This is a genomic window from Streptomyces sp. NPDC023573 (genome assembly GCF_055559735.1).
Genome location: NZ_JBVHKB010000005.1, coordinates 56,912 through 81,580, shown reverse-complemented (window position 1 = coordinate 81,580; position 24,669 = coordinate 56,912). Strand labels below are relative to the sequence as shown.

Sequence of the window (24,669 nt, the reverse complement as noted above, 5' to 3'; positions counted from 1 at the left end):
GTCATGATCCGGCTCCCGCGCGCTCTCTCCCTCGGACGCACCGGCGGATCCCTGCCGGTGTCCACGACGAGAAGGAGGAAGCCCATGACCCGCACGGGGGCGGAAGCCGCGGTCGTCTGGCTGGCATCGGTGGCACCGGATCCCGGGGCCTGCCGGAGGGAATGGGAGCGCGACCCACGGGGGATGGCGCTCCTTCCCGCAGGCAAGCGCTGGGACGTGCTGATCGTCCCGGGGGAGCTCGGCTATCCGACGCTCGATGTCCTCACCCGGCTCCTCGACAAGCCGGGCCCCGTCCTCGCGGACTTCGGCGAGTCCCGGATGGGGTTCTTCGTGCCGCCCGGGACGGCGGCCCGCTGGGTCGGGACGGGTATCCGCGGGGTCGGCGGGGGGACGTGGATCGTCGTCCCCCGGCCGGGCGGCTCCGTCGGCGGCGTGCGATGGCTGATCCCGCCGGACGGCTCGGGCACGCTCACCGACGCGACCCTCCTGGAGCTGGCCCTGCACGAGGCCGCGGCGGCAAGGGGCGCGCGCGACGGCGGAAGGTGAGGTGCCGCCAGAGGTCTTGACAACCTGATTGGTCTGGACCATGTTGTGCACCACTCAATTCCCCCCTGCACGGAGGCTGTTGTGGAACGCACCCGATCCAGACCACCCGTCCGCCTCTCCGCGCTCACCGCGGTCCTCTCGGCCGCCCTGCTCGCCGCCGGTGCCCTGGTCGCCACGGCGCCGGCCGCCGGAGCGGCCGACGTGGATCTGGCGAGCAACGGCGGCTTCGAGGCGGGGCTGGACGGCTGGAGCTGCAGCGGCGGCAGCGGCGCGGCCGTCAGCACCCCCGTGCACAGCGGTGCTTCGGCGCTCAAGGCGACACCGGCGGGCAGCGACAACGCCCGTTGCTCCCAGACGGTGACCGTGAAACCCGACTCCGCCTACACGCTGGGCGCGTGGGTGCAGGGCAGCTACGTCTACCTCGGGGCGTCCGGCACCGGGACCACCGACGTCTCCACCTGGACCCAGTCCGCCGGTGCGTACAAGCAGCTCACCACCAGCTTCCGCACCGGCCCCGCGACCACATCGGTGACGGTCTACACCCACGGCTGGTACGGCACCCCCGCCTACTACGCCGACGACGTCACCCTGACCGGCCCGGGCGGTGACCCCGTCACCGTGCCCGCCACCCCCACCGGACTGCGGGCCGGCACGGCCACCGCGTCCTCCGTCCCGCTGACCTGGACCCCCTCCGCGGGAGCCACCGGCTACCGCGTCCACCGTGACGGTACGAAGATCCTCGACACCACCGGAACCTCGGCGACCGTCACCGGGCTGACCGCCTCGTCCGCGTACAGCTTCCAGGTCAGTGCCGTCAACGCCGCCGGTGAGTCGGCGAAGTCGGCGGCCGTGAGTGTCACCACGGCCGCGGGCGGTGGCGGAGGAGGCGACGCCGGTCTCCCTGACCACGCCCTCGTCGGCTACCTCCACTCCAGCTTCGCCAACGGCTCCGGATACACGCGGATGGCCGACGTCCCCGACTCGTGGGACGTCATCAACCTCGCCTTCGGCGAGCCGACGTCCGTGACATCCGGCGACATCCGCTTCTCGCTCTGCCCCGTGACCGAATGCCCCGGCGTGGAGAGCGAGGCGGAGTTCAAGGCCGCCATCAAGGCCAAGCAGGCCGCCGGCAAGAAGGTGCTGATCTCGATCGGCGGCCAGAACGGGCAGGTGCAGCTCGCCTCCACCGCCGCCCGCGACACCTTCGTCTCCTCCGTGTCCAAGATCATCGACACCTATGGACTCGACGGGCTGGACATCGACTTCGAGGGCCACTCGCTCTCGCTGAACACCGGTGACACCGACTTCCGGAGCCCCACGTCCCCGGTGATCGTGAACCTGATCTCCGCGGTGAAGTCCCTCAAGGCCAAGTACGGCGACGACTTCGTCCTCACCATGGCCCCCGAGACCTTCTTCGTGCAGCTCGGCTACCAGTACTACGGATCCGGCCCGTGGGGCGGCCAGGACCCGCGCGCCGGCGCCTACCTGCCCGTCATCCACGCCCTGCGCGACGACCTCACCCTGCTGCACGTCCAGGACTACAACTCGGGTTCGATCATGGGCCTGGACAACCAGTACCACTCCATGGGCGGCGCCGACTTCCACATCGCCATGACCGACATGCTGCTCACCGGCTTCCCGGTCGCGGGTGACCAGGCCAAGGTCTTCCCGGCGCTCCGTCCCGAGCAGGTCGCCTTCGGCCTCCCGGCCTCCACCCAGGCGGGCAACGGGCACACCTCACCGGCCGAGGTCACCAAGGCGCTGAACTGCCTGACGAAGAAGACCGACTGCGGCTCGTACCGGACGCACGGCACCTGGGCGGGACTGCGCGGGCTGATGACCTGGTCCATCAACTGGGACCGCTTCAACAACTGGGAGTTCTCGAAGAACTTCGACGCCTACTTCGGGGGCTGACCGCGCCTGCCGCCCGCCCACAGGGCGAGCAGCAGCACCCCGCTCAGGCACCAGCCGGCCGCCACGTCCAGCGGCCAGTGGTAGCCGCGCAGCACCAGACCGACGCTCGTCGCCGCCGTGAGCAGGACGGCGGCGACGAGCGTCACCCATGACCGCTTCAGATGCGGGGCCAGCAGCAGGGCCGCGGCCCCGTACGCCACCATCGCCGTCGTCGTGTGACCCGAGGGGTAGTAACCCGTCGCCTCGGTCAGCGGCCCCTGACGGTCCGTCCACAGCTTGAGCGGGACGACGAGCGCAGGGACGGCCGCCATGGTCACCACGGCGTACACCGCCGCGCGCCGGGCGCGGCGGAACCAGGCGAAGAGGACCGCGCACGCCAGCACGGGAAGGGCGACCTGCATGTTGCCGAGATCGGCGAAGAGGTCCGTCAGCGGTGCCGGTCCCCGCCCGGCCAGCTCCAGACCCAGCCGCTCGTCGGGACCGAGCAGCGGGCCGTCGGCCAGCACCTGCCAGGTGATCACCAGGAAGAGCGCCAGCAGCGCACCGGCGGCGGGAAAGAGAAGAACCGGCCACCGGGGAACAGGGGGGATTGTTCCGAGGTGGCCGGTCGGACCGGTTTGCCGCGCGCCCCGGGGGGTGTGGGGCGAGCGGCCATCCGATCGGTGAGGAGTCCCGGAGCCCGAAGCTCCAGCGGTGTGCGCGATGGCACGGCCGGTACGGCGCTGGGGGAGCCCCGGCCCGGCATCACCCGCAGTCCCCTGCGGGCGGGGTGTTTCTCTCATCTGGGGAAACCGTACGTCAGAGGAAGGAGGCACCGGAAGTGGCAACGGTATCCCGCCATCGCCCCCGCACACCTTCTTCACACGCCTGCACCGGGGCGCCGGTCGTCCTCTCCCCGGCGCCCGCGTGCTTCGTACGGGTCAGAGGGTCGCGAACGCCTGCTCGATGATGTCCAGGCCCTCGTTCAGCAGGTCCTCACCGATGACGAGCGGCGGCAGGAAGCGCAGGACGTTGCCGTAGGTGCCGCAGGTCAGGACCAGCAGGCCCTCCGCGTGGCAGGCCTTGGCCAGTGCCCCCGCGGCGGCCGCGTCGGGGTCCTTCGTGCCGGACTTCACCAGCTCGATCGCGATCATGGCGCCACGGCCGCGGATGTCCCCGATGACGTCGCCGTTCGGGAGCTTCGCCCGCATCTCGGCGAGGCGGCCCTTCATGACCTCCTCGATGCGCCTGGCCTTCCCGTTCAGGTCCAGCTCACGCATCGTCTCGATGGCCCCGAGCGCGCCCGCGCAGGCCACCGGGTTGCCGCCGTAGGTACCGCCGAGGCCGCCGGCGTGGGCGGCGTCCATGATCTCGGCGCGGCCGGTCACCGCGGAGAGCGGGAGGCCGCCCGCGATGCCCTTGGCCGTGGTGATCAGGTCGGGCACGATGCCCTCGTCCTCGCAGGCGAACCACTGGCCGGTGCGGCAGAAGCCCGACTGGATCTCGTCCGCGACGAAGACGATGCCGTTCTCCTTCGCGAACCGCGCGATCGCCGGGAGGAAGCCCTTGGCCGGCTCGATGAAGCCGCCCTCGCCGAGGACCGGCTCGATGATGATCGCGGCGACGTTGTCCGCGCCGATCTGCTTGGTGATCTCGTCGATGGCCTGCGCGGACGCCTCGGCACCGGCGTTCTCGGCGCCGGTCGGCCAGCGGTAGCCGTACGCCACCGGCACCCGGTACACCTCGGGCGCGAACGGGCCGAAGCCCTGCTTGTACGGCATGTTCTTCGCCGTCAGCGCCATCGTGAGGTTCGTCCGGCCGTGGTAGCCGTGGTCGAAGACGACGACCGCGGTGCGCTTGGTGTACGCGCGGGCGATCTTCACGGCGTTCTCGACGGCCTCGGCGCCCGAGTTGAAGAGCGCCGACTTCTTGGCGTGGTCGCCCGGCGTCAGCTCGGCGAGCTGCTCGCAGACCTCGACGTAACCCTCGTACGGCGTGACCATGAAACAGGTGTGGGTGAAGTCGGCGAGCTGCGCCGACGCGCGGCGGACGACGGCCTCGGCGGAGGCGCCCACCGAGGTCACGGCGATACCGGAACCGAAGTCGATCAGCCGGTTGCCGTCCACGTCCTCGATGATTCCGCCGCCCGCCCGGGCGGTGAAGACCGGCAGCGTGGAGCCCACACCTGCGGCGACCGCCGCGACACGGCGGGCCTGCAGCTCGGCCGACTTCGGGCCGGGGATGGCGGTGACGACGCGGCGCTCCTGCGGGATGTCGGACATGCGGGGCTCCTGGGGGTGTTTCGGACGCTTCTGTTTCTGCAGGCTAGGGGCGGGTGCGGGCAGCGGTCATGCTCCGATCGGGAGTGGTGGGGGTGTGTCCTTGTCCGCGGCGGACAGATGGCCCGGGGGCGTCACCGGCGACGCCCCCACCGGGTCATCCGGCCGCATGGCTGAACTCCCCGTGCCCTGGCACTAGATTGGCCGTGCAGAAGGCGGGACCTGGCTGGTCAGGGGGCAGCGGTTCATGGACACCGAAGGCACGTACGACGCACGCGGCACGGGCGCGGACCGGGTGCCCCGGCCGGCTGGGCCACCACCCACGGCGCCACCACCCCCCGCCCATGCCCCGCACCCCCGGCGCCCGCCCGCCGCGGACGGCGGTGTCGAGGAATGGCTGCGCACCCCGCGCCCCGTCCGGGAACCCGGCGTATGGCGTTACGGGCACACCCCGCGCCCGCCCGAGAAGCCCGAAGGGGTGTCCGACCGCTCGCTGCTGGTCGGGGTGCTCATCTCCGTACTCAGCGGACTGCTCCTCTGGTCGCTGTGGCGCAACGGGTACATCCCCTACCGGCTCGTCCCGCTCAAGCTGTTCACCCCGGGCGACTGGTGGTACGCGGGGACGTTCGGCGGGCCCCGGACGATCGAGGGCGCCGACGCCCTCACGGTCTACGAGGCCGTCCTCTTCGGGCTGCTGGTCTACGGCTGCGCGCGGCTGGGCAACTGGTCAGAGATCTTCCGGCGCCACGTCGCGGGCCGGGGGCAGCCCTTCCTCGGGCTGGCCACCGCCGCCGGAGCGGCCCTGGCCGAGCTCCTCGTGTGGAAGGACGCCGTGCCGCTCGTCCGGCCGGTACTGATCCTCGTGGCCTCGGTCGCGGGGGGCGAGATCTACCAGAGCCAGGCCGTCGTCAACGTGATCTACACGCTCATCGCGATCGGGGTGCTCTGGCCGTTCGCCCGCCTGGGCCACTGGCGCCGGCTCCTGGCCGACCGGTTCGGGAAGCGCACCTCGACGATCCCCGAGGCCCCCTCCGCACCCCCGGACGCCCCCTCTCCCGAGCAGTGGCCCGACCTCCGCGCCGCAGGCCGGACGGACGCCGCCGACGCCCTCACCGCCGAGGTGCGCACCGGCCGTATGAACGACGTCGACGTCGCCCGCCTGCGCCACGCCTGGACCGTCGGCCGGGGGCACCCGGAGCGTCTCGCCGCGCTCACCGAGGCCGTCCTGCGCACCGGCGGAGCCGCCGCGCTCCACCCCTCGGGTGCCCGGGACCTGCCCCGTCGCACCGCCCGGCACGACCTGCTGACCGGGCAGGTCCGCCTCGGCTGCTGCGCCGACGACCCGCGCAACCCGTACGCCAGGCGCGGCTCAGGACTCGCCCTGGAACCGGCGCTGCTCGGCACCTCGTTGCTCGCGGTCGGGCCGCCCGGAGCGGGCAAGTCCGCCCGGCTGGTGCGGCCGGTCGTCGAGTCGCTCGCCCTCCAGGCACTCGCCGGCCGGGCCGCGGTGCTCGCCGTCGGAGCCGCCGGGGCCGAGCTCGGTCCGGACGACGCCTTCGACGTCTTGGTGCGGATCGGTGACCCGGCCTCCGCGCACGACTTCGACCTCTACGGCGGCACGACCGACCCCGACGAGGCCGCGAGCGTGCTCGCGGAAGGGCTGGTCGGCGATGTGACCCACCTGGACAGCAGGCGCGCCGCCACCGTGCTCGCCCAGCTCCTCGGCCCCTACCGCGCGGTCCACGGGCACTTCCCCGGGGTGCCGGCGCTCCGCGAGCTCCTGGACGGCGACGCCGCCGCGGTCGACGCGCTGCGCGAGACGCTCCGGGCAGGCGGCCACCAGGCCATGCTGCGCGAGCTGGAGGCCCGGACCCGGCAGAAGGGCGGAGCGGGGGACCCCGGGCCGGTGCTCGCCGACCGGATCGCACTCCTCGACCGGCCCGCGTTCGCACCGTTCTTCGCCACCGGTGCGGGGGCCAGGCCCTTCTCGCTCAGGTCCCTCGAACAGCTGCCCCTCCGGGTCAGGATCGACCTTCCGGAGCGGGCGCACGCCGAGGCGTCACGGCTGCTCACCCGGCTGGTCCTCGCCCAGTTCACCGCGATCGCCGCCGCCCGCGCCGACCGGTCGCTCTTCGTCTGCCTGGTGCTGGACGACGCCACGCAGGCCGTCACCGCGGAGACCGTCCGGGGCATCCGGCGGCTGCGCTCGGTCAACGCCGGAGCGGTCCTGACCCTGCGCACCGTCGACGACGTCCCCGAGGGGCTGCACACCGCGCTCCTCGGCGCGGTCGGCTGCTGCATGGCCTTCAGCGGGATCACCACCTGGGACGGCAAGCGCTTCTCGGAGGCCTGGGGCAAGGAGTGGGTGGAGACCCGCGAGGTCGCCCAGCACGCGGTCTTCGCGGACCAGCCGTTCACCCGCGCCCTGCACGGACTGCGCAAGCTCGTCACCGGCAAGGCCGTGACCAGGGACGCCGTGACCGTGCGGCGGGTCGAGCGGGAGCGCTGGTCCGCCTCGCAACTGGCGTACGAGCTGCCCGCGGGCCACGCGGTCCTCTCGCTGACGACGGTGGACGGCGAGCACGCGCCGCCGCTCCTGGTGGAGCTGGGCGGCTGAGCGGTGGCCACGAGGTTACGGGGACCCTGCCGCCCTGGCAGAATCGGCCCCGTCCGTCTGTACGGGACGGCGCATTCGAGCCGTTCGCACAGGGCGGCGCCAGCGAGCCGCCCGCCCGGGCGGCGCCATCGACTCCAGAGGTCCGGCGGTCCCATGCCACCCACTCTCGCCTCCCTCGTCCAGCACCCGGCCCTCAAGCTCACCGTCAGGGCCGGTGCCGACCGGCTCGCGACCCCCGTGCGCTGGGCGCACGCCAGTGAGCTCGCCGACCCGGTCCCGTACATGGACGGCGGCGAGCTGCTCCTCGTCACGGCGACCAACCTCGACGCCCGGGACCCGGGGACCATGCGCCGGTACGTACAGCGGCTGGCCGGCGCGGGGGTCGCGGGCATCGGTTTCGCCGTGGGGGTCACCTACGACGAGATCCCGCCGGCGCTGGTGGACGCCGCCGAGGAGGCCGGCCTGCCGCTCCTGGAGGTCCCCCGGCGCACACCGTTCCTCGCCATCAGCAAGGCGGTGTCCGCCGCGATTGCCGCGGACCAGTACCGCTCGGTCACGGCCGGCTTCGACGCCCAGCGGGAGCTGACCCGGGCCGCGGTCGCCGGGGACGGCCCCGCGGAGCTGCTCACCCGCCTCGCCGCGCACGTCGACGGATGGGCCGCCCTCTACGACTCCTCGGGCGCCGTCGTCGCCGCCGCGCCCGACTGGGCGGCACGCCGCGCCGCCCGGCTCACCCCCGAGGTGGAGCGGCTCAGGGACCGCCCCGCCCCGGCCAGCGCGGTCGTCGGCGACAGCGAGAGCGACGACCGGGTCGAGCTCCAGTCCCTCGGCGCCGGCCGCCGCAACCGCGGTGCGCTCGCCGTCGGTACGGGGGCGGCGCTCGGCACGGCCGAGCGCTACGCGGTGCACTCCGCGGTCGCCCTGCTGACCCTGACCACGGCCCGCTCCCGCGCACTCCAGGGCGCGGAGCAGCGCCTCGGCGCCGCGATCCTGCGCATGCTGCTGGCGGGGGAGCCGGACCACGCGCGGGCCGTCGCCGGGGACCTGTACGGCGGGCTGCTGGACGCCCCCTTCCGGGTCCTGATCGCGGAGTCGCCGGCGCCCGCCGGGACGGAGCTGCTCGCCGAGGCGATGGAGGCCGCCGCCTCCCGGTCCGGCGAGACCCTCCTGATGGTGCCCGAGGGCGAACGCCTCGTGGTGCTGGCCGCGGACGGTGGCGCGGCCGTCGAAGCCGGCGCGGCCCACGCCAGGGCCGCGGGCGACGCACCGGCCCGCGAACCGGGCACCGACGACACCGACGTGGTCGTCGGCATGTCCGCCCCCTCGGGTCCGATCGCCGTCTCCGCCGCGTACAAGCAGGCCGAACAGGCGCTCTCGGTCGCCCGCCGCCGCGGCAGGACCATGGTCGAGCACGAGGAGCTCGCGGCCGGCTCCGTCCTGCCGCTCCTCGCCGACGACGCCGTACGGGCCTTCGCCGACGGGATGCTCCGGCCGCTGCAGGAACACGACGCGAAGGGCCGCGGCGATCTGGTCGCCTCCCTCCGCGCCTGGCTCTCCCGGCACGGCCAGTGGGACGCCGCCGCGGCCGATCTGGGCGTCCACCGCCACACCCTGCGCTACCGGATGCGACGGGTGGAGGAGATCCTGGGCCGCTCGCTCGACGACCCGGACGTCCGGATGGAGCTGTGGCTCGCCCTCAAGGCGACGGCCGCCTCCTCGGGGGACCGGTAACTCCTCCCGGCCGTCCGGCTACGACAAACCGGCGTACCGGCCCCGCGCTCCACTCCACCGCGGACAAGCCTCATCCGCGCCTGACCGCCCTACGGTGGGGCCGACGGGTGCCCTCGTGGCGCCCGGCGATCGTCGTTCACCACCCCCGAAGGGCCGGTACCGCCATGACTTCCACCCACGCCTTCTGGCTGGCCGGCCGCCAGGCCACCGGCGAGGACAGCTTCGACGTCACCAATCCCTGGGACGGCCGTCTCGTCGGCACGGTCGCCGTGCCGACCGACGCCCAGGTCGAGGAGGCCGTCGCCGCCGCGTACGCCGTGCGCGAGGAGTTCGCCGCGACCCCGGCGCACGTACGGGCCGCCGCCCTCGACCACGTCGTACGCCGCCTCACCGAGCGCACCGAGGAGATAGCCCAGCTGATCTCCGCCGAGAACGGCAAGCCGGTCAAGTGGGCCCGCGGCGAGGTCGGCCGCGCCGTCTCCGTCTTCCGGTTCGCCGCCGAGGAGGCGCGCCGCTTCAACGGCGGCGACGCCCAGCGGCTGGACACGGACGCCGGCGGGACCGGCCGTCTCGGGCTGACCCGGCGCTTCCCGCGCGGTCCCGTCCTCGGCATCGCGCCCTTCAACTTCCCGCTCAACCTCAGCGCCCACAAGGTCGCCCCGGCCATCGCCGTCGGCGCGCCGATCATCCTCAAGCCGGCCCCGGCCACGCCGATCTCGTCCCTGATCCTGGGCGAGCTGCTGGCCGAGACGGCCCTCCCGGCGGGGTCCTGGTCCGTGCTGACCGTGCCCAACGACAAGATGCCCGCCCTGGTCCAGGACGAGCGGCTGCCGGTGATCTCCTTCACCGGATCCGGCCCGGTCGGCTACGCGATCATGGAGTCGGTGCCGCGCAAGCACTGCACCCTGGAGCTGGGCGGCAACGGCGCGGCCGTCGTGCTCGGCGACTGGTCCTCCGAGGCGGACCTGGACCACGCCGCGAGCCGCATCGCGACCTTCTCCAACTACCAGGGTGGCCAGTCCTGCATCTCGGTGCAGCGCGTCATCGCCGACGCCTCCGTGTACGACCGGCTCGTCCCGAAGATCGTCGCGGCCGTCGAGGCCCTGGTGACCGGCGACCCCTCCGACGCGGCCACCGACGTCGGCCCGCTGGTCAGCGAGGACGCCGCCCTCCGTGTCGAGTCCTGGGTCGACGAGGCCGTCACCGCCGGCGCCACCCTGCTGACCGGCGGCAGGCGCGACGGCGCCACGTACGCCCCGACGGTCCTCACCGACGTGCCGGACACCGCGACGCTCGCCTGCGAGGAGATCTTCGGCCCGGTGCTGTACGTCCGGCGGACCGAGGGCGAGGCCGAGGCCTTCGCCGCCGTCAACGCCTCCAAGTACGGGCTGCAGGCGGGCGTCTTCACCCACGACCTGCAGACGGCCTTCCGGGCCCACCGCGCCCTGGAGGTGGGCGGCGTGGTCATCGGCGACGTGCCCTCCTACCGCGCCGACCAGATGCCGTACGGCGGCGCCAAGCAGTCCGGAGTGGGCCGCGAGGGCGTGCGCTACGCCATGGACGACTACACCTACGAGCGGGTCCTCGTCCTCACCGGCCTGGCCCTGTAGCCCGGACCCCGTGACGAACGGCCGGAGCCCACTGCGCGGGGGCTCCGGCCGCTCGCGTCCGTCCCGGACCGGTCCGGCGGACGACCGACCGGCACCGCTCCCGGCCGGCTGCCGCCGCGAATCGTTCCTGCGGTGAACGTCCACGCCCGTGCGGGTGAGAGCCCGCCGTCGGGCACCCGCCCGGGGCGGGTGCCCGGTAGAACGCGGGGGTGATCAAGAACCTGCTGCGCGCCTTCGGCGCGTTCACCCTCGCTCTCGTCCCGGTCCTCGACTCCCCTGCGGCACATGCCGCCCCGACGCCGGAGGCCGCCGTCGTGACCACGCTCGCCGACGCCGTCGGCCTGGTCAAGGTCGTCGAGGAGGACCGGACCGGTTACGCCCCCTCGCGCTTCAAGCACTGGAACGCGGGCGGTCTCCCCTCCGACGGGTGCGACACCCGAAACGAGGTGCTGCTCGACGAGGCGGTCAAGGCCCCCGTCGTGCAGGCCGGATGCAAGCTGACCGGCGGAACGTGGCAGTCGTACTACGACGGTCAGGAGGTGACCGGTCCGGGCGCCCTGGCCGTGGCCCACACCGTGCCGCTCGCGGAGGCGTGGGCTTCCGGTGCCTCCGCGTGGAGCGCTGCCCGCCGTGAGGCGTACGCGAACGACCAGGGCTCGTCGGCGTCGCTGGTCGCGGTGACGGTTCGCGTGAACCGGCAGAAGGCCGACCAGGACCCGGCCGAGTGGCTCCCGCCGGTGCCGGAAGCGCACTGCCGCTACGTGGGCGAGTGGGTGACGGCGAAGCTCCGCTGGCAACTCACCGCCGACAACACGGAGATGGAGGCGTTGAAGGTGTTCGCCGAAGGACCCTGCGAGGACGCCGTCGTCCAGTACAAGCCCGCCTCGTGACCGTGCGCCGGCGCCTGTCCGACCTGTACGGATGATCTTGCGTGACCTCGGCCCCGTTCACCCGTTGAGTCGATCAGCGGGTGGACACATCCGATGAGAAGAAGACGAGGTCACCAAGTGAAGTCATGCCGGACGCGTTCCCTGTCGCGATGCGCCCTCGGGTGCGGGGCTGCTCTCATGGCCGTGGGGCTCTCCACCGGTGCGGCGTACGCCGACGAGACGCACACCGACGCGCACAACGCGCCCCACTTCGCTCTCATCCAGACCGGGCAGATCGACGACCCCCTGGAGGACGTGCTGGAGCACGCGGCGGTCCTGGGCACCACGTACGTCTTCGACTGAGCAGCCTCCTCCCGCAGGCCGCCAACGCCCCGGGCGGCCTGCGGTCTCCGCGGTTCGGGTGTCTGGAACGATGTGCCGGCGCATGCTGGTGATCAGGCCGGTGAGGGTGTCTCTGCGGACCTCGCGGTGTTTCTCCGGACGCTGACGACGGCTGTCCGGTCAAGATCGTTCCTTCGGCCTGCGGCGCGATCGGCGAGCAGTTCGACAACGACGGCTCGTACCTGCCACTCTGCCGGAGTTGCGGTTTCGTGCTGGACTCCCCAGGAGTCGGTCCGTGCAGCTGACCTGCGGACCGTCGATTCCCCGAAGCGAGGAACAGGATGAGACCGCCACCCCTCGGGGAGGAGCTCGACGCCTGGCTGCGGGACAACGGCTGGTATCCGGGGCGAGAGGACGAGGCCCAGAACCAGGCGGAGGCCGAGCGGCTGATCGCGGCACGTGTCAGCGGGTCCGCCGGCCAGGGACATCCGCTGCGGCCATGGGGCGAGGTGCACCGTTTCGTCTCGTCCTACGTCGGTCTTGAGTTCCCCATGCCCTTGGCGCCGGAGAGGAAGTTCCGAGCCGATCCCACGTTCGGTTACGAAGGGGACGCCGAGCTCGTCGTCGAACTGGCGCAGAACCTGGGGCACCAGCTCTTCCCCGTGGGCTGGGAGACGTCCGAGAACGGCATCGTCCTGCTGGACGACGCGGGGCGCTTCTTCTACCTGCACCACACCGGGCCCTGTTTCCTCGGCGGCAACGCCACCCAGGCCCTCTCCAGTTTGATGACCGGCGACCAGGAAGACGCGGAGGCGTACTTCGCCTGACGTGGCGTCAGGTGTGGCGACTTCCCTGCTCGTCCAGGGGGTGACCGTCAGCCATACCGATCTGGCCGGGGACAGGACGCCTCAGCTCCACCCAGCCGCGCAGGCCCTCGTCGAGGCGCTGCCCGTCGACCGGTGCGAGCCCCGTGAGCACGGGTACCCGTAACACGCACCACCCCGTCCGTGTTGGGGCGCTGCGGGAGTACTTCGGGCTGACGCCGCGCCCCGTCGCGGCGGGCACCGAGGTGACGCTCGGCGACACGGTCCGGGAGGCGACGGCGCTCGGCCTGTCATGGGAGGCCGTCCAGGGGTGCGTCAGGTATCTGGGCCGCTACGCGGGCCGGACGGCCGGCCAGGGCCTGCGCGAGCAGCGAAGAGCCCTCAGGTCGTGTCCGCCGGGGATCCGGCCCGGCACGGCCGCCCGGGGTCGCCCGACCGGCGGAGCCGCCCCCGCCCGGCCCGGAGCGCCCCATGCGAGCCGGACGGGCCCCGCCCGTGCCGGGGAACGGCACCGTGAACCGGCCCCCGCCAGCCGGCGAGGGCCGGTCACACGCATCCGGGAGCCCCGCGCAGGGTGGTGGGGTCGACGCAGATCGGGTAGATACGGACGAGTGGTACCGATCGGAACGCGTACGGCCCGACCCATATCCCGACTCGCGGCGAGGTGAGCTCCTCATGTCCGCCCCATCCGACATTCCCCAGGCCCCCAAAGTCACCGAGCGCGAAGCGCGGCAGGTGGCCGAGGCCGCCCGTGAACAGGACTGGCGCAAGCCGAGCTTCGCCAAGGAACTCTTCCTCGGACGCTTCCGGCTGGACCTGATCCATCCCCACCCCCTGCCGGCCCCGGACGACGTGCGGCGCGGTGAGGCCTTCCTCGCCCGGCTGCGCGAATTCTGCGAGGCCCACGTCGACGGCGCCCTCATCGAGCGTGAGGCCAGGATCCCCGACGAGGTCATCAACGGCCTCAAGGAGCTCGGCGCCCTCGGCATGAAGATCGAGACCAAGTACGGCGGTCTCGGACTGACCCAGGTCTACTACAACAAGGCGCTGGCGCTGGCCGGTTCGGCGAGTCCCTCGATCGGTGCGCTGCTCTCCGCCCACCAGTCGATCGGCGTACCGCAGCCGCTGAAGATGTTCGGTACGCAGGAGCAGAAGGACACCTTCCTGCCCCGCCTCGCACGCACGGACATCTCCGCCTTCCTCCTCACCGAACCCGACGTCGGCTCCGACCCGGCACGGCTCGCGACCGCGGCCGTCCCGGACGGCGACGACTACGTCCTGGACGGTGTGAAGCTCTGGACGACCAACGGAGTCGTCGCCGACCTGCTCGTCGTCATGGCCCGGGTCCCCGGGGCCGAGGGCCACAAGGGCGGCATCACCGCCTTCGTCGTGGAGGCCGGCTCCCCGGGCATCACCGTGGAGCACCGCAACGCCTTCATGGGACTGCGCGGCATCGAGAACGGTGTCACCCGCTTCCACCAGGTCCGGGTCCCCGCGGCGAACCGGATCGGCCCCGAGGGTGCAGGGCTCAAGATCGCCCTCACCACGCTCAACACCGGCCGCCTCTCGCTGCCCGCCATGTGCGTCGGCGTCGGCAAGTGGTCCCTGAAGATCGCCCGCGAGTGGTCGGCGGTCCGTGAGCAGTGGGGCAGGCCCGTCGCCCGGCACGAGGCGGTGGGCGCGAAGATCTCCTTCATCGCCGCCACCACCTTCGCCCTCGAAGCGGTCGTGGACCTCTCCTCGCAGATGGCCGACGAGAGCCGCAACGACATCCGCATCGAGGCCGCGCTGGCCAAGCTGTACGGCTCCGAGATGGGCTGGCTGATCTCCGACGAGCTCGTCCAGATCCGCGGCGGACGCGGCTTCGAGACCGCGGCCTCGCTCGCGGCCCGCGGCGAACGCGCCGTGCCCGCCGAGCAGATGCTCCGCGACATGCGGATCAACAGGATCTTCGAGGGCTCCACGGAGATCATGCACCTGCTGATCGCCCGTGAGGCCGTCGACGCCCACCTCAAGGTCGCCGGCGACATCATCGACCCCGACAAGCCGCTCTCCGACAAGGCGAAGGCGGGCGCCAACGCCGCCGGGTTCTACGCACGCTGGCTCCCCAAGCTGGTCAGCGGGCCCGGTCAGCTGCCCAACGCCTACGGGGAGTTCCGCGTCCCCGGACACCCCGACCTCTCCGCGCACCTGCGGTACGTCGAGCGCGCGTCCCGCAAGCTGGCCCGCTCCACCTTCTACGCGATGTCCCGCTGGCAGGGCCGCATGGAGACCAAGCAGGGTTTCCTCGGCAGGATCGTCGACATCGGCGCCGAACTCTTCGCGATGAGCGCCGCCTGTGTCCGTGCCGAGCACCTGCGGGCCGACGACGACCACGGCCGCGAGGCGTACCAGCTCGCCGACGTGTTCTGCCGGCAGGCCCGCATCCGGGTGGAGGAGCTCTTCAACCGGCTGTGGTCCAACACCGACGACATCGACAGGCGTGTCGTCGACGGTGTCCTCTCCGGGACCTACACCTGGCTGGAGGAGGGGGTCATCGACCCCAGCGGCGACGGCCCCTGGATCGCCGACGCCACCCCCGGCCCGGCCACAGGGGAGGACGTCCACCGCACCGTCCGCTGAACCCGGCACACCCGTGGGGCGCGTCCACTGCCTGGACGCGCCCCGCGGGCACGCCCGCCGCACGGCAGAATGGGCGCCCGTGACCGTCATAGACATCCCCGGCTCCAAGTCCGTCACCGCCCGCGCCCTGTTCCTGGCCGCCGCCGCGGACGGCACCACCACCCTGCTGCGCCCCCTGTACTCGGACGACACCGAGGGGTTCACCGAGGGACTGACCCGCCTCGGATACGAGGTCACCCGCGAGGCGGACCGATGGCACATCGAGGGGCGCCCCTCGGGACCCGCAGAGGCGGACGCCGAGGTCCACTGCCGCGACGGGGCCACCACCGCGCGGTTCCTGCCGACGCTGGCCGCCGCCGCGGCCTCCGGCACGTACCGCTTCGACGCCTCCGCGCAGATGCGCCGCCGCCCTCTCGCGCCCCTCACCCGGGCACTCCGGACCCTCGGCGTCGACCTGCGCCACGGAGGAGCGGAGGGCCACCACCCGCTCACCATCGAGGCGTCCGGCGTCAAGGGCGGCGAACTGACCCTGGACGCGGGGGAGTCGTCCCAGTACCTCACCGCCCTGCTCATGCTCGGCCCGCTCACCGCCGAGGGCCTGCGGATCGAGGTCACCGAGCTCGTCTCGGCGCCGTACATCGAGATCACCCTCGCGATGATGCGCGGCTTCGGGGCCGAGGTCGTCCGGGAGGGGAACACCTTCACCGTTCCTCCCGGCGGCTACCGCGCCACCACCTACGCCGTCGAACCCGATGCCTCCACCGCCTCGTACTTCTTCGCCGCGGCGGCCCTCACCGGCCGTGAGGTCACCGTCCCCGGTCTCGGAACCGGCGCGCTCCAGGGCGACCTGCGCTTCACCGACGTGCTGCGCCGCATGGGAGCCGAGGTCACCACGACCGCCGGGGCCACGACCGTACGGTCCTCCGGCCGGCTCTCCGGCCTGACGGTCAACATGCGCGACATCTCGGACACCATGCCGACCCTCGCCGCCATCGCGCCGTTCGCCGGCTCTCCCGTGCGGATCGAGGACGTCGCCAACACCCGGGTGAAGGAGTGCGACCGGCTGGAGGCGTGCGCCGAGAACCTGCGGAACATGGGCGTCACCGTCCACACCGGACCCGACTGGATCGAGATCCACCCCGGCACCCCCCGCCCCACCGAGATAGTCACCCACGGCGACCACCGCATCGTGATGTCGTTCGCCGTCGCCGGACTGCGCACCCCCGGGATCAGCTACGACGACCCCGGCTGCGTACGGAAGACGTTCCCCCGCTTCCACGAGGAGTTCGCGGACTTCGTGGCGAGGACCGCGCAGCCGTAGGGCGAGGACCGCGCAACCGTAAAAGGCCGTGCGCCCGGCGGCAGGGCCCGCTACGGTCCCCGCATGATGTCCCGGAACGATGTCCTGTCCGTCCTCGCCCTGCTGCGCGAGGCCGGTGCCGACGTGGTGATCGCCGGAGGCTGGGGCGTCGACGCCCTGCTCGGCGAGGAGACCCGCGAGCACCGGGATCTCGACCTCCTGCACCGCCGTGAGCAGGAGACCGCCGTCGTGGCCGCCCTGGAGACCGCCGGATACACCGAGACGCTGGACTGGCGCCCCGCCCGTTTCGTGCTCAGCCATCCGGCAGGGCCCGAGATCGACCTGCACCCGCTGGAGTTCGCCGCCGACGGGTCCGCGGTCCAGTCCTCGCTCGACCCGGCGGAGTCCTTCCACTACCCGGCCGCCTGCTTCGTCACCGGCACCATCGGGACGACCACCGTCCGCTGCGTCTCGGCCGAGCAGCAGGCGCTGTTCCACCAGGGCTACGAACCGGCCGAGCGCGATGTGGCGGACATGCGGCGGCTGGCGGAGAAGTTCGGCATCGATACGCACTTCTGACCTCCCGATGCCGCACGATCGGGCCTCGGCCCGATTTCGGGACAAGGTTCCCGGAAGAAATTCCGTCGGAAGAAATTCCGTGCCACGCGGGCCTGAGACGCGCGCCGATCGGGGCGCGCTGTCACGACGCACAGCGGATGCGGCAACAATGGGGGCCATGAGCGACAGCCCCGCACCCCTCGCCGATCCGCATCTCGTCTTCGACGCGGCGGAAGGCCGCCGGGATCTGGTGATCCTCGGCTCCACCGGGTCCATCGGTACCCAGGCCATCGACCTGGTCCTGCGTAACCCCGCCCGGTTCCGCGTCACCGCGCTCTCCGCGGCCGGCGGCAGGGTCCGGCTCCTCGCCGAGCAGGCGCGGCAGCTTCGCGTACGTACGGTCGCGGTGGCCGACGGGGACAAGGTGCCCGCGCTCCGCGAGGCCCTGGGCGAGGTCTACGGGGCGGGGGAGCCGCTCCCGGAGGTCCTGGCCGGCCCCGACGCCGCCACGGAACTCGCGGCGAGCGCCTGCCACACCGTGCTGAACGGGATCACCGGCTCGATCGGGCTCGCCCCCACGCTCGCCGCGTTGAAGGCGGGCCGCACGCTCGCCCTGGCGAACAAGGAGTCGCTGATCGTCGGCGGCCCGCTGGTGAAGGCCCTGGCGGCCCCCGGCCAGATCATCCCGGTCGACTCCGAGCACGCCGCGCTCTTCCAGGCCCTCGCCGCGGGGAAGCGGACCGACGTCCGCAAGCTCGTCGTGACCGCCTCCGGCGGCCCGTTCCGCGGGCGCACGCGCGCGGAGCTGGCCGATGTCACGCGGGAGCAGGCCCTGGCGCACCCGACCTGGGCCATGGGCCCGGTCATCACGGTCAACTCCGCGACCCTGGTCAACAAGGGCTTGGAGGTCATCGAGGCGCACCTCCTCTACGACATCCCGTTCGACCGGATCGAGGTCGTGGTCCACCCCCAGTCGTACGTTCACTCGATGGTGGAGTTCACCGACGGCTCCACCCTCGCGCAGGCGACCCCGCCCGACATGCGGGGCCCCATCGCCATCGGTCTCGGCTGGCCCGAGCGTGTCCCGGACGCGGCCCCCGCCTTCGACTGGAAGAAGGCCTCCAGCTGGGAGTTCTTCCCGCTCGACACGGAGGCGTTCCCGTCCGTCGGGCTCGCCCGGCACGTGGGCACCCTGGGCGGTACCGCGCCCGCGGTCTTCAACGCCGCCAACGAGGAGTGCGTGGAGGCGTTCCTGGCGGGACGGCTGCCCTTCAACGGCATCATGGATACGGTCACAGCGGTGGTGGCCGAACACGGCACCCCCGCCACGGGAACTTCACTGACGGTCGCGGACGTCCTCGAAGCGGAGACCTGGGCCCGGTCCAGGGCCCGCGAACTCTCGGCGGAAGCGACAGCGGAGGCGCACGCATGAGCATGACGACGATCCTGATGACGATTCTCGGAATCGCCATCTTCGCCGTGGGTCTGCTGTTCTCCATCGCCTGGCACGAACTGGGCCACCTGTCGACGGCCAAGCTCTTCGGCATCAGGGTGCCGCAGTACATGGTCGGCTTCGGGCCGACCCTCTGGTCGCGCAAGAAGGGCGACACGGAGTACGGCATCAAGGCCATCCCGGCGGGCGGCTACATCCGCATGATCGGCATGTTCCCCCCGGGGCCCGACGGCCGGATCGAAGCGCGCTCCACCTCGCCGTGGCGCGGCATGATCGAGGACGCCAGGTCCGCCGCCTTCGAGGAGCTCGAACCGGGCGACGAGACGCGCCTCTTCTACACGCGCAAGCCGTGGAAGCGCGTGATCGTGATGTTCGCCGGCCCCTTCATGAACCTGGTGCTGGCCGTCGCGATCTTCATGGGCGTGGCCATGACCTTCGGCTTCCAGACCCAGACCACCGAGGTCGCGGGCGTCCAGAAGTGCACGATCGCGCAGAGCGAGAAGCGCGACACGTGCAAGGCGTCCGACCCGGTCTCACCGGCGAAGGCCGCCGGCCTGCTGGAGGGCGACAAGATCGTCGCCTTCAACGGGAAGAAGATCGACGACTGGGCCACCCTCTCGGACGAGATCCGCAAGACCATCGGCCCCGCCACCGTCACCGTGCAGCGGGACGGCCGTGAACAGACCCTGAACGCGGTGCTGAAGAAGAACGCCGTCGCCCAGAAGGACGGGGACGGCGAGGTCGTACCCGGCAAGTTCGTCGACGCCGGTTACCTCGGCTTCGCCGCGAGGACCGAGATCCTGCCGCTCTCCTTCGGTGACTCGGTCGTCCGCATGGGCGACATGATCGAGAACGGCGTCGATTCGATCATCGCCCTGCCCTCCAAGATCCCCGATCTGTGGAACGCGGCGTTCAGCGACGGCGAGCGCGCGGACGACTCGCCGGTCGGCGTGGTCGGCGCGGCCCGGATCGGCGGCGAGGTGATGAACCTCGACGTCCCGGCCCAGAACCAGATCGCGATGATGCTGTTCCTGCTGGCCGGCTTCAACCTCTCGCTCTTCCTCTTCAACATGCTGCCCCTGCTCCCGCTGGACGGCGGACACATCGCGGGCGCCCTCTGGGAGGCCCTGCGCCGGAATGTGGCCAAGGTCTTCAAGCGGCCCGACCCCGGGCCGTTCGACGTGGCGAAGCTCATGCCGGTCGCCTATGTGGTGGCGGGGATCTTCATCTGCTTCACGCTGCTGGTGCTGGTCGCGGACATCGTGAACCCGGTGAAGATCACCTGACGCCACACACGTCCCATGGATGGCGGCCGGTCACACAGGTGGTGTCCGGTCGCCCACCATCGAGCGGTTTGGCGGCACGGGTGCGCTCCGTTCTCCTCCGGTGACGTAACCTCGAAGCCTGGAGCCCGCCGTTCTCGGGACCTCGATCCACACCGATCCACACCTTGGGGATGCTCAGCGCATGACTGCGATTTCTCTCGGAATGCCGGACGTTCCGACCAAGCTCGCCGACCGGCGGGTCAGCCGCCAGATCCAGGTCGGGACGGTGGCGGTCGGCGGGGACGCACCGGTGTCGGTGCAGTCGATGACGACGACGCGTACGTCGGACATCGGTGCGACGCTGCAGCAGATCGCGGAGCTCACGGCCTCGGGCTGCCAGATCGTGCGGGTGGCGTGTCCCACCCAGGACGACGCGGACGCGCTGGCGACCATCGCGAGGAAGTCGCAGATCCCGGTGATCGCGGACATCCACTTCCAGCCGAAGTACGTGTTCGCCGCGATCGACGCGGGCTGCGCGGCGGTCCGGGTGAACCCCGGCAACATCAAGCAGTTCGACGACAAGGTCAAGGAGATCGCGAAGGCGGCGGGCGACGCGGGCACCCCGATCCGTATCGGCGTGAACGCGGGCTCGCTGGACGCGCGGCTGCTGAAGAAGTACGGCAAGGCGACGCCGGAGGCTCTGGTGGAGTCGGCGCTGTGGGAGGCCTCGCTCTTCGAGGAGCACGGCTTCCGGGACATCAAGATCTCGGTGAAGCACAACGACCCGGTCGTGATGGTGAACGCCTACCGTCAGCTGGCCGCGCAGTCCGACTACCCGCTGCACCTGGGTGTGACGGAGGCGGGTCCGGCGTTCCAGGGGACGATCAAGTCCGCGGTGGCGTTCGGGGCGCTGCTCTCCGAGGGCATCGGGGACACGATCCGGGTCTCGCTGTCGGCGCCGCCGGCCGAGGAGGTCAAGGTCGGTCTGCAGATCCTTGAGGCGCTGAACCTGAAGCAGCGCCGGCTGGAGATCGTGTCGTGCCCGTCGTGCGGGCGTGCGCAGGTGGACGTGTACAAGCTCGCCGACCAGGTCAGCGCGGGCCTGGAGGGCATGGAGGTCCCGCTGCGGGTCGCGGTCATGGGCTGCGTCGTGAACGGCCCGGGTGAGGCCCGTGAGGCCGACCTGGGTGTGGCCTCCGGCAACGGCAAGGGTCAGATCTTCGTGAAGGGCGAGGTCATCAAGACCGTCCCCGAGTCGAAGATCGTGGAGACCCTCATCGAGGAAGCCATGAAGATCGCGGAGCAGATGGAGAAGGACGGCATCGCCTCGGGCGAGCCCCAGGTCTCCATCGCCGGCTGACCTTGCACCCCGCTGTGCCCCGCAGGCTCCGTCCTGCGGGGCACAGCCGCGTTTCCCCGCCCGTCGGCCTTCCCTGCCCGGGGCGCACCCCACAGCCTTGTTGGGTACAGTGCGGACATCAGTAGACCGTTTGGTGAGGCCCCAGTGTTGACGCAGACCACTACCCGGGTCCTCGACCCCGGCGAGCTCCCCGCCGCACTCGCCATCCTTGAGAGCGCCCCCGTCGAGAACGCCTTCGTGACTTCCCGCGTCCAGGTCGCCGGGCTCGATCCATGGCGGCTCGGCGGCGAGATGTGGGGCTGGTACGCCGACGGCCGGCTCCGCTCGCTCTGCTACTCCGGGGCCAATCTCGTGCCCATCTGCGCCACCCCCGAGGCCGTCAGGGCCTTCGCCGACCGTGCCCGGCGGGCCGGCCGCCGCTGCTCCTCGATCGTCGGTCCGGCCGGTCCCACGGCCCAGCTGTGGCGCCTCCTGGAACCGAGCTGGGGTCCCGCCCGCGAGGTCCGGCCCAACCAGCCGCTCATGGTGACCGACCGCCCCTCGGCCGAGGTGGCGGCCGACCCGCTCGTGCGCAGGGTCCGCAAGGAGGAGATGGACGTCCTCATGCCGGCCTGCGTGGCCATGTTCACCGAGGAGGTCGGCGTCTCCCCGCTGGCCGGCGACGGAGGGCTCCTCTACCAGGCCCGGGTCGCCGAACTGATCACCACCCGCAGGTCCTTCGCACGCATAGAGGACGGCAAGGTCCTCTTCAAGGCCGAGATCGGCGCGGCCACCCCCCGGGCCTGCCAGATCCAGGGCGTCTGGGTCGCCCCCGAGGCCCGCGGCCGGGGACTCTCCGAGACGGGCATGGCGGCCGTCCTGCGCTACGCGCTCAGCGACGTGGCCCCCGTCGTCAGCCTGTACGTGAACGACTACAACACCGCCGCGCGCAGGGCCTACAGCCGCGTCGGCTTCCGCGAGACGGGCGCCTTCATGAGCGTGCTGTTCTGACCGGACGGTACGGCCAGTAGGGTTCGCGCATGGCAGCAGCAACCCCCACGCCCCCACGGGGCTCCGGGACCCCCGGCATCGTGGTCGGACCGCTCGACCTCACCGACCGCGTCGACGAGGCCCTCGCCGTGCAGGCCCTCGCCTTCGGCCTCTCCCAGGACGAGATCGACGTACGCCGCCACATCGTGCTGCGGCACCTCGACCATCCGCAGGCACGCGCGCTCGGCGCCACCACCGCCGACGGACGGCTCGCCGGATTCGTCTACGGACTGCCGAACGACCGGACGCACTGGTGGTCCACCGTCGTCGAACCGTATCTGCGTGCCACCGGCTCCGAGCGCTGGCTCGACGACTCGTTCGTGATCACCGAACTCCACGTCCACCCGGAGTTCCAGCAGCGCGGCATCGGCCGGAGCCTGATCACCACCATCACGGACGCCGTCGACCTGCCCCGTTCCATCCTCTCCGCGATCGACACCGAGAGCCCCGCCCGCGGTCTCTACCGCGCCCTTGGCTACCGGGACCTGGCCCGGCAGGTGCTCTTCCCCAGCGCGCCCAAGCCGTACGCGGTGATGGGCGCGCCCCTTCCGCTGCTCCGCGGCTGAGGAATGGATTTCCGCCCGCACGGGACCCCCGGCTAACCTCGGGCTCACCACCCTTCCGAGCAGGAGTTCATCATGGCCCAGGTCCAGCGCATGTCCCGATTGATGATCAAGACACTGCGCGACGACCCGGCGGACGCCGAGACGCTCAACCACAAGCTCCTCGTCCGCGCCGGTTACGTACGCCGCACCGCGGCCGGCATCTGGTCCTGGCTGCCGCTCGGCAAGAAGGTCCTGGAGAACATCACCCGCGTCGTCCGCGAGGAGATGGACGCCATCGGCGGCCAGGAGGTCCTGCTCCCCGCGCTGCTCCCCAAGGAGGCGTACGAGGCGAGCGGCCGGTACGACGAGTACGGCGACCTGCTGTTCCGGCTCAAGGACCGCAAGGGCGCCGACTACCTCCTCGGCCCGACCCACGAGGAGATCTTCACCCAGGTCGTCAAGGACATGTGCTCGTCCTACAAGGACCTGCCCGTGATCCTGTACCAGATCCAGACCAAGTACCGCGACGAGGCCCGTCCCCGCGCCGGTGTGCTGCGCGGCCGCGAGTTCCAGATGAAGGACTCGTACTCCTTCGACACCACCGACGAGGGCCTGGCCGAGGCGTACCAGCTGCACCGCGCCGCGTACATCCGGATCTTCGAGCGCCTCGGCCTCGACCACCGCATCGTCTCCGCCGTCTCCGGTGCCATGGGCGGCTCCGCCTCGGAGGAGTTCCTCGCCCCCGCGCCCGCCGGCGAGGACACCTTCGTCGACTGCCCGAACTGCGACTACGCCGCCAACACCGAGGCCGTGACCTTCAAGGCCACCGCCGCCGACGCCTCGGCGACCGGCCCGGTCGAGGAGCTGGACACCCCTGACACCCCGACCATCGAGACCCTCGCCGCCCACCTCGGCGTCGAGGCCTCCGCCACCCTGAAGAACCTCCTGGTCAAGGTCGACGGCGAGATCGTGGCCGTGGGTGTGCCCGGCGACCGCGAGGTCGACCTCGGCAAGCTCGGTGAGCACCTCGCCCCGGCCGTCGTCGAGCTCGTCACCGCCGAGGACTTCGTGGGCCGCCCCGACCTGGTGCGCGGCTACGTCGGCCCGCAGGGCCTGGAGAAGGTCCGCTACATCGCCGACCCCCGCGTCGCCGCCGGCACCGCCTGGATCACGGGTGCCAACAAGGAGGGCAAGCACGCGAGGAACGTCGTCGCCGGCCGCGACTTCGAGATCGACGAACACCTCGACGTCGTCGTCGTCGAGGCGGGCGACCCCTGCCCCAACTGCGGCGCCGGCCTCCAGGTGGACCGTGCCATCGAGATCGGCCACATCTTCCAGCTCGGCCGCAAGTACGCCGACATCTTCTCCCTCGACGTCCTCGGCCAGCAGGGCAAGCCGGTCCGCGTCACGATGGGCTCGTACGGCATCGGCGTCTCCCGCGCGGTGGCCGCCCTGGCCGAGCAGACCGCCGACGAGAAGGGGCTGTGCTGGCCCCGCGAGATCGCCCCGGCCGACGTGCACGTCGTCGCCGCCGGCAAGGCGCTCCAGACCGAACTCGCCCTCGACGTCTCCGAGAAGCTCAACGCCGCGGGCCTGCGCGTCCTGGTCGACGACCGTCCCGGTGTCTCGCCGGGCGTGAAGTTCACCGACTCCGAGCTCATCGGCGTCCCGAAGATCCTCGTCGCCGGCCGCCGTTCGGCCGAGGGCGTCCTGGAACTGAAGGACCGTCGCACGGGCGAGCGCGAGGAGCTCACCGTCGACGAGGCGATCGCCCGCCTGACCGACCAGGGCTGATCCGGCCGGCATCCAAGAGGGCCCCGCGCGGT

Annotated in this window: 20 protein-coding genes; 17 read left to right on the top strand and 3 right to left on the bottom strand. The window is 71.9% G+C overall.

Going from position 1 to position 24,669, the window contains the following annotated elements; translation table 11 throughout:
- Positions 1-84: 84 nt before the first annotated feature.
- The gene (locus tag ACZ32T_RS17380) at positions 85-546 is read left to right on the top strand and encodes a hypothetical protein (protein ID WP_467367668.1); all 462 of its coding nucleotides are present in this window, start codon (positions 85-87) and stop codon (positions 544-546) included.
- Between the two features lie 81 nt (positions 547-627).
- Positions 628-2,460 (top strand): chitinase, encoded by a 1,833-nt coding sequence (locus tag ACZ32T_RS17375; protein ID WP_467367666.1) that lies wholly within the window; start codon positions 628-630, stop codon positions 2,458-2,460.
- Here ACZ32T_RS17375 and ACZ32T_RS17370 read toward each other — a convergent pair.
- Positions 2,445-2,981 carry a phosphatase PAP2 family protein gene (locus ACZ32T_RS17370; RefSeq protein ID WP_467270632.1) on the bottom strand — a complete coding sequence of 179 codons (537 nt, stop codon included), beginning with the start codon at positions 2,979-2,981 and terminating at the stop codon, positions 2,445-2,447. The two genes, ACZ32T_RS17375 and ACZ32T_RS17370, sit on opposite strands and share 16 nt — an antisense overlap.
- A 399-nt stretch (positions 2,982-3,380) precedes the next feature.
- Entirely contained in the window at positions 3,381-4,721 is a 1,341-nt protein-coding gene (gene gabT, locus ACZ32T_RS17365; protein WP_467367664.1) for a 4-aminobutyrate--2-oxoglutarate transaminase, read from the bottom strand.
- A gap of 244 nt (positions 4,722-4,965) precedes the next feature.
- Here gabT and ACZ32T_RS17360 point away from each other — a divergent pair, with 244 nt between their 5' ends.
- The 6 genes from ACZ32T_RS17360 to ACZ32T_RS17335 all read left to right on the top strand — a co-directional run bounded on the left by ACZ32T_RS17360 (position 4,966) and on the right by ACZ32T_RS17335 (position 12,714).
- Entirely contained in the window at positions 4,966-7,335 is a 2,370-nt protein-coding gene (locus ACZ32T_RS17360) for an ATP/GTP-binding protein (RefSeq protein ID WP_467367662.1), read from the top strand.
- Positions 7,336-7,488: 153 nt separating this feature from the next.
- Entirely contained in the window at positions 7,489-9,066 is a 1,578-nt protein-coding gene (locus ACZ32T_RS17355) for a PucR family transcriptional regulator (RefSeq protein ID WP_467367660.1), read from the top strand.
- Between the two features lie 164 nt (positions 9,067-9,230).
- Positions 9,231-10,676, top strand: a complete 1,446-nt coding sequence (locus ACZ32T_RS17350) for an aldehyde dehydrogenase family protein (protein ID WP_467270639.1) — start codon at positions 9,231-9,233, stop codon at positions 10,674-10,676.
- A gap of 209 nt (positions 10,677-10,885) precedes the next feature.
- Complete coding sequence (locus ACZ32T_RS17345) at positions 10,886-11,566, top strand: GmrSD restriction endonuclease domain-containing protein (RefSeq protein WP_467367658.1); 681 nt, start codon at positions 10,886-10,888, stop codon at positions 11,564-11,566.
- A 183-nt stretch (positions 11,567-11,749) separates the two neighbouring features.
- Positions 11,750-11,908 carry a hypothetical protein gene (locus tag ACZ32T_RS17340; protein ID WP_467368049.1) on the top strand — a complete coding sequence of 53 codons (159 nt, stop codon included), beginning with the start codon at positions 11,750-11,752 and terminating at the stop codon, positions 11,906-11,908.
- Between the two features lie 320 nt (positions 11,909-12,228).
- Positions 12,229-12,714 carry an SUKH-3 domain-containing protein gene (locus tag ACZ32T_RS17335; RefSeq protein ID WP_467367656.1) on the top strand — a complete coding sequence of 162 codons (486 nt, stop codon included), beginning with the start codon at positions 12,229-12,231 and terminating at the stop codon, positions 12,712-12,714.
- Between the two features lie 7 nt (positions 12,715-12,721).
- Here the strand turns inward: ACZ32T_RS17335 and ACZ32T_RS17330 are convergent, their stop codons facing one another.
- Positions 12,722-12,880 (bottom strand): hypothetical protein, encoded by a 159-nt coding sequence (locus ACZ32T_RS17330; RefSeq protein WP_467367654.1) that lies wholly within the window; start codon positions 12,878-12,880, stop codon positions 12,722-12,724.
- Positions 12,881-13,386: 506 nt separating this feature from the next.
- Here ACZ32T_RS17330 and ACZ32T_RS17325 point away from each other — a divergent pair.
- From ACZ32T_RS17325 to ACZ32T_RS17285, 9 genes are all read left to right on the top strand, one after another.
- Complete coding sequence (locus tag ACZ32T_RS17325; RefSeq protein WP_467367652.1) at positions 13,387-15,333, top strand: acyl-CoA dehydrogenase family protein; 1,947 nt, start codon at positions 13,387-13,389, stop codon at positions 15,331-15,333.
- Positions 15,334-15,412: 79 nt separating this feature from the next.
- Positions 15,413-16,654 (top strand): 3-phosphoshikimate 1-carboxyvinyltransferase, encoded by a 1,242-nt coding sequence (aroA, locus tag ACZ32T_RS17320; protein WP_467367650.1) that lies wholly within the window; start codon positions 15,413-15,415, stop codon positions 16,652-16,654.
- Between the two features lie 63 nt (positions 16,655-16,717).
- Positions 16,718-17,212: a nucleotidyltransferase domain-containing protein gene (locus tag ACZ32T_RS17315; protein WP_467367649.1), complete on the top strand. Its 495-nt coding sequence runs from the start codon at positions 16,718-16,720 to the stop codon at positions 17,210-17,212.
- 148 nt (positions 17,213-17,360) lie between these two features.
- Positions 17,361-18,623 carry a 1-deoxy-D-xylulose-5-phosphate reductoisomerase gene (gene dxr, locus ACZ32T_RS17310; RefSeq protein ID WP_467367647.1) on the top strand — a complete coding sequence of 421 codons (1,263 nt, stop codon included), beginning with the start codon at positions 17,361-17,363 and terminating at the stop codon, positions 18,621-18,623.
- Entirely contained in the window at positions 18,620-19,930 is a 1,311-nt protein-coding gene (locus ACZ32T_RS17305) for a M50 family metallopeptidase (protein ID WP_467270654.1), read from the top strand. The genes dxr and ACZ32T_RS17305 overlap by 4 nt, the downstream gene beginning before the upstream one ends.
- Before the next feature lie 181 nt (positions 19,931-20,111).
- A complete protein-coding gene (ispG, locus tag ACZ32T_RS17300) occupies positions 20,112-21,269 on the top strand; it encodes a flavodoxin-dependent (E)-4-hydroxy-3-methylbut-2-enyl-diphosphate synthase (RefSeq protein ID WP_404102869.1) in 1,158 nt (385 codons plus the stop codon).
- A 144-nt stretch (positions 21,270-21,413) separates the two neighbouring features.
- Positions 21,414-22,259 carry a GNAT family N-acetyltransferase gene (locus tag ACZ32T_RS17295; RefSeq protein WP_467270657.1) on the top strand — a complete coding sequence of 282 codons (846 nt, stop codon included), beginning with the start codon at positions 21,414-21,416 and terminating at the stop codon, positions 22,257-22,259.
- Positions 22,260-22,288: 29 nt separating this feature from the next.
- The gene (locus tag ACZ32T_RS17290) at positions 22,289-22,864 is read left to right on the top strand and encodes a GNAT family N-acetyltransferase (protein ID WP_467367645.1); all 576 of its coding nucleotides are present in this window, start codon (positions 22,289-22,291) and stop codon (positions 22,862-22,864) included.
- A gap of 72 nt (positions 22,865-22,936) precedes the next feature.
- Positions 22,937-24,637 carry a proline--tRNA ligase gene (locus tag ACZ32T_RS17285; protein WP_467270662.1) on the top strand — a complete coding sequence of 567 codons (1,701 nt, stop codon included), beginning with the start codon at positions 22,937-22,939 and terminating at the stop codon, positions 24,635-24,637.
- Positions 24,638-24,669: the final 32 nt, after the last annotated feature.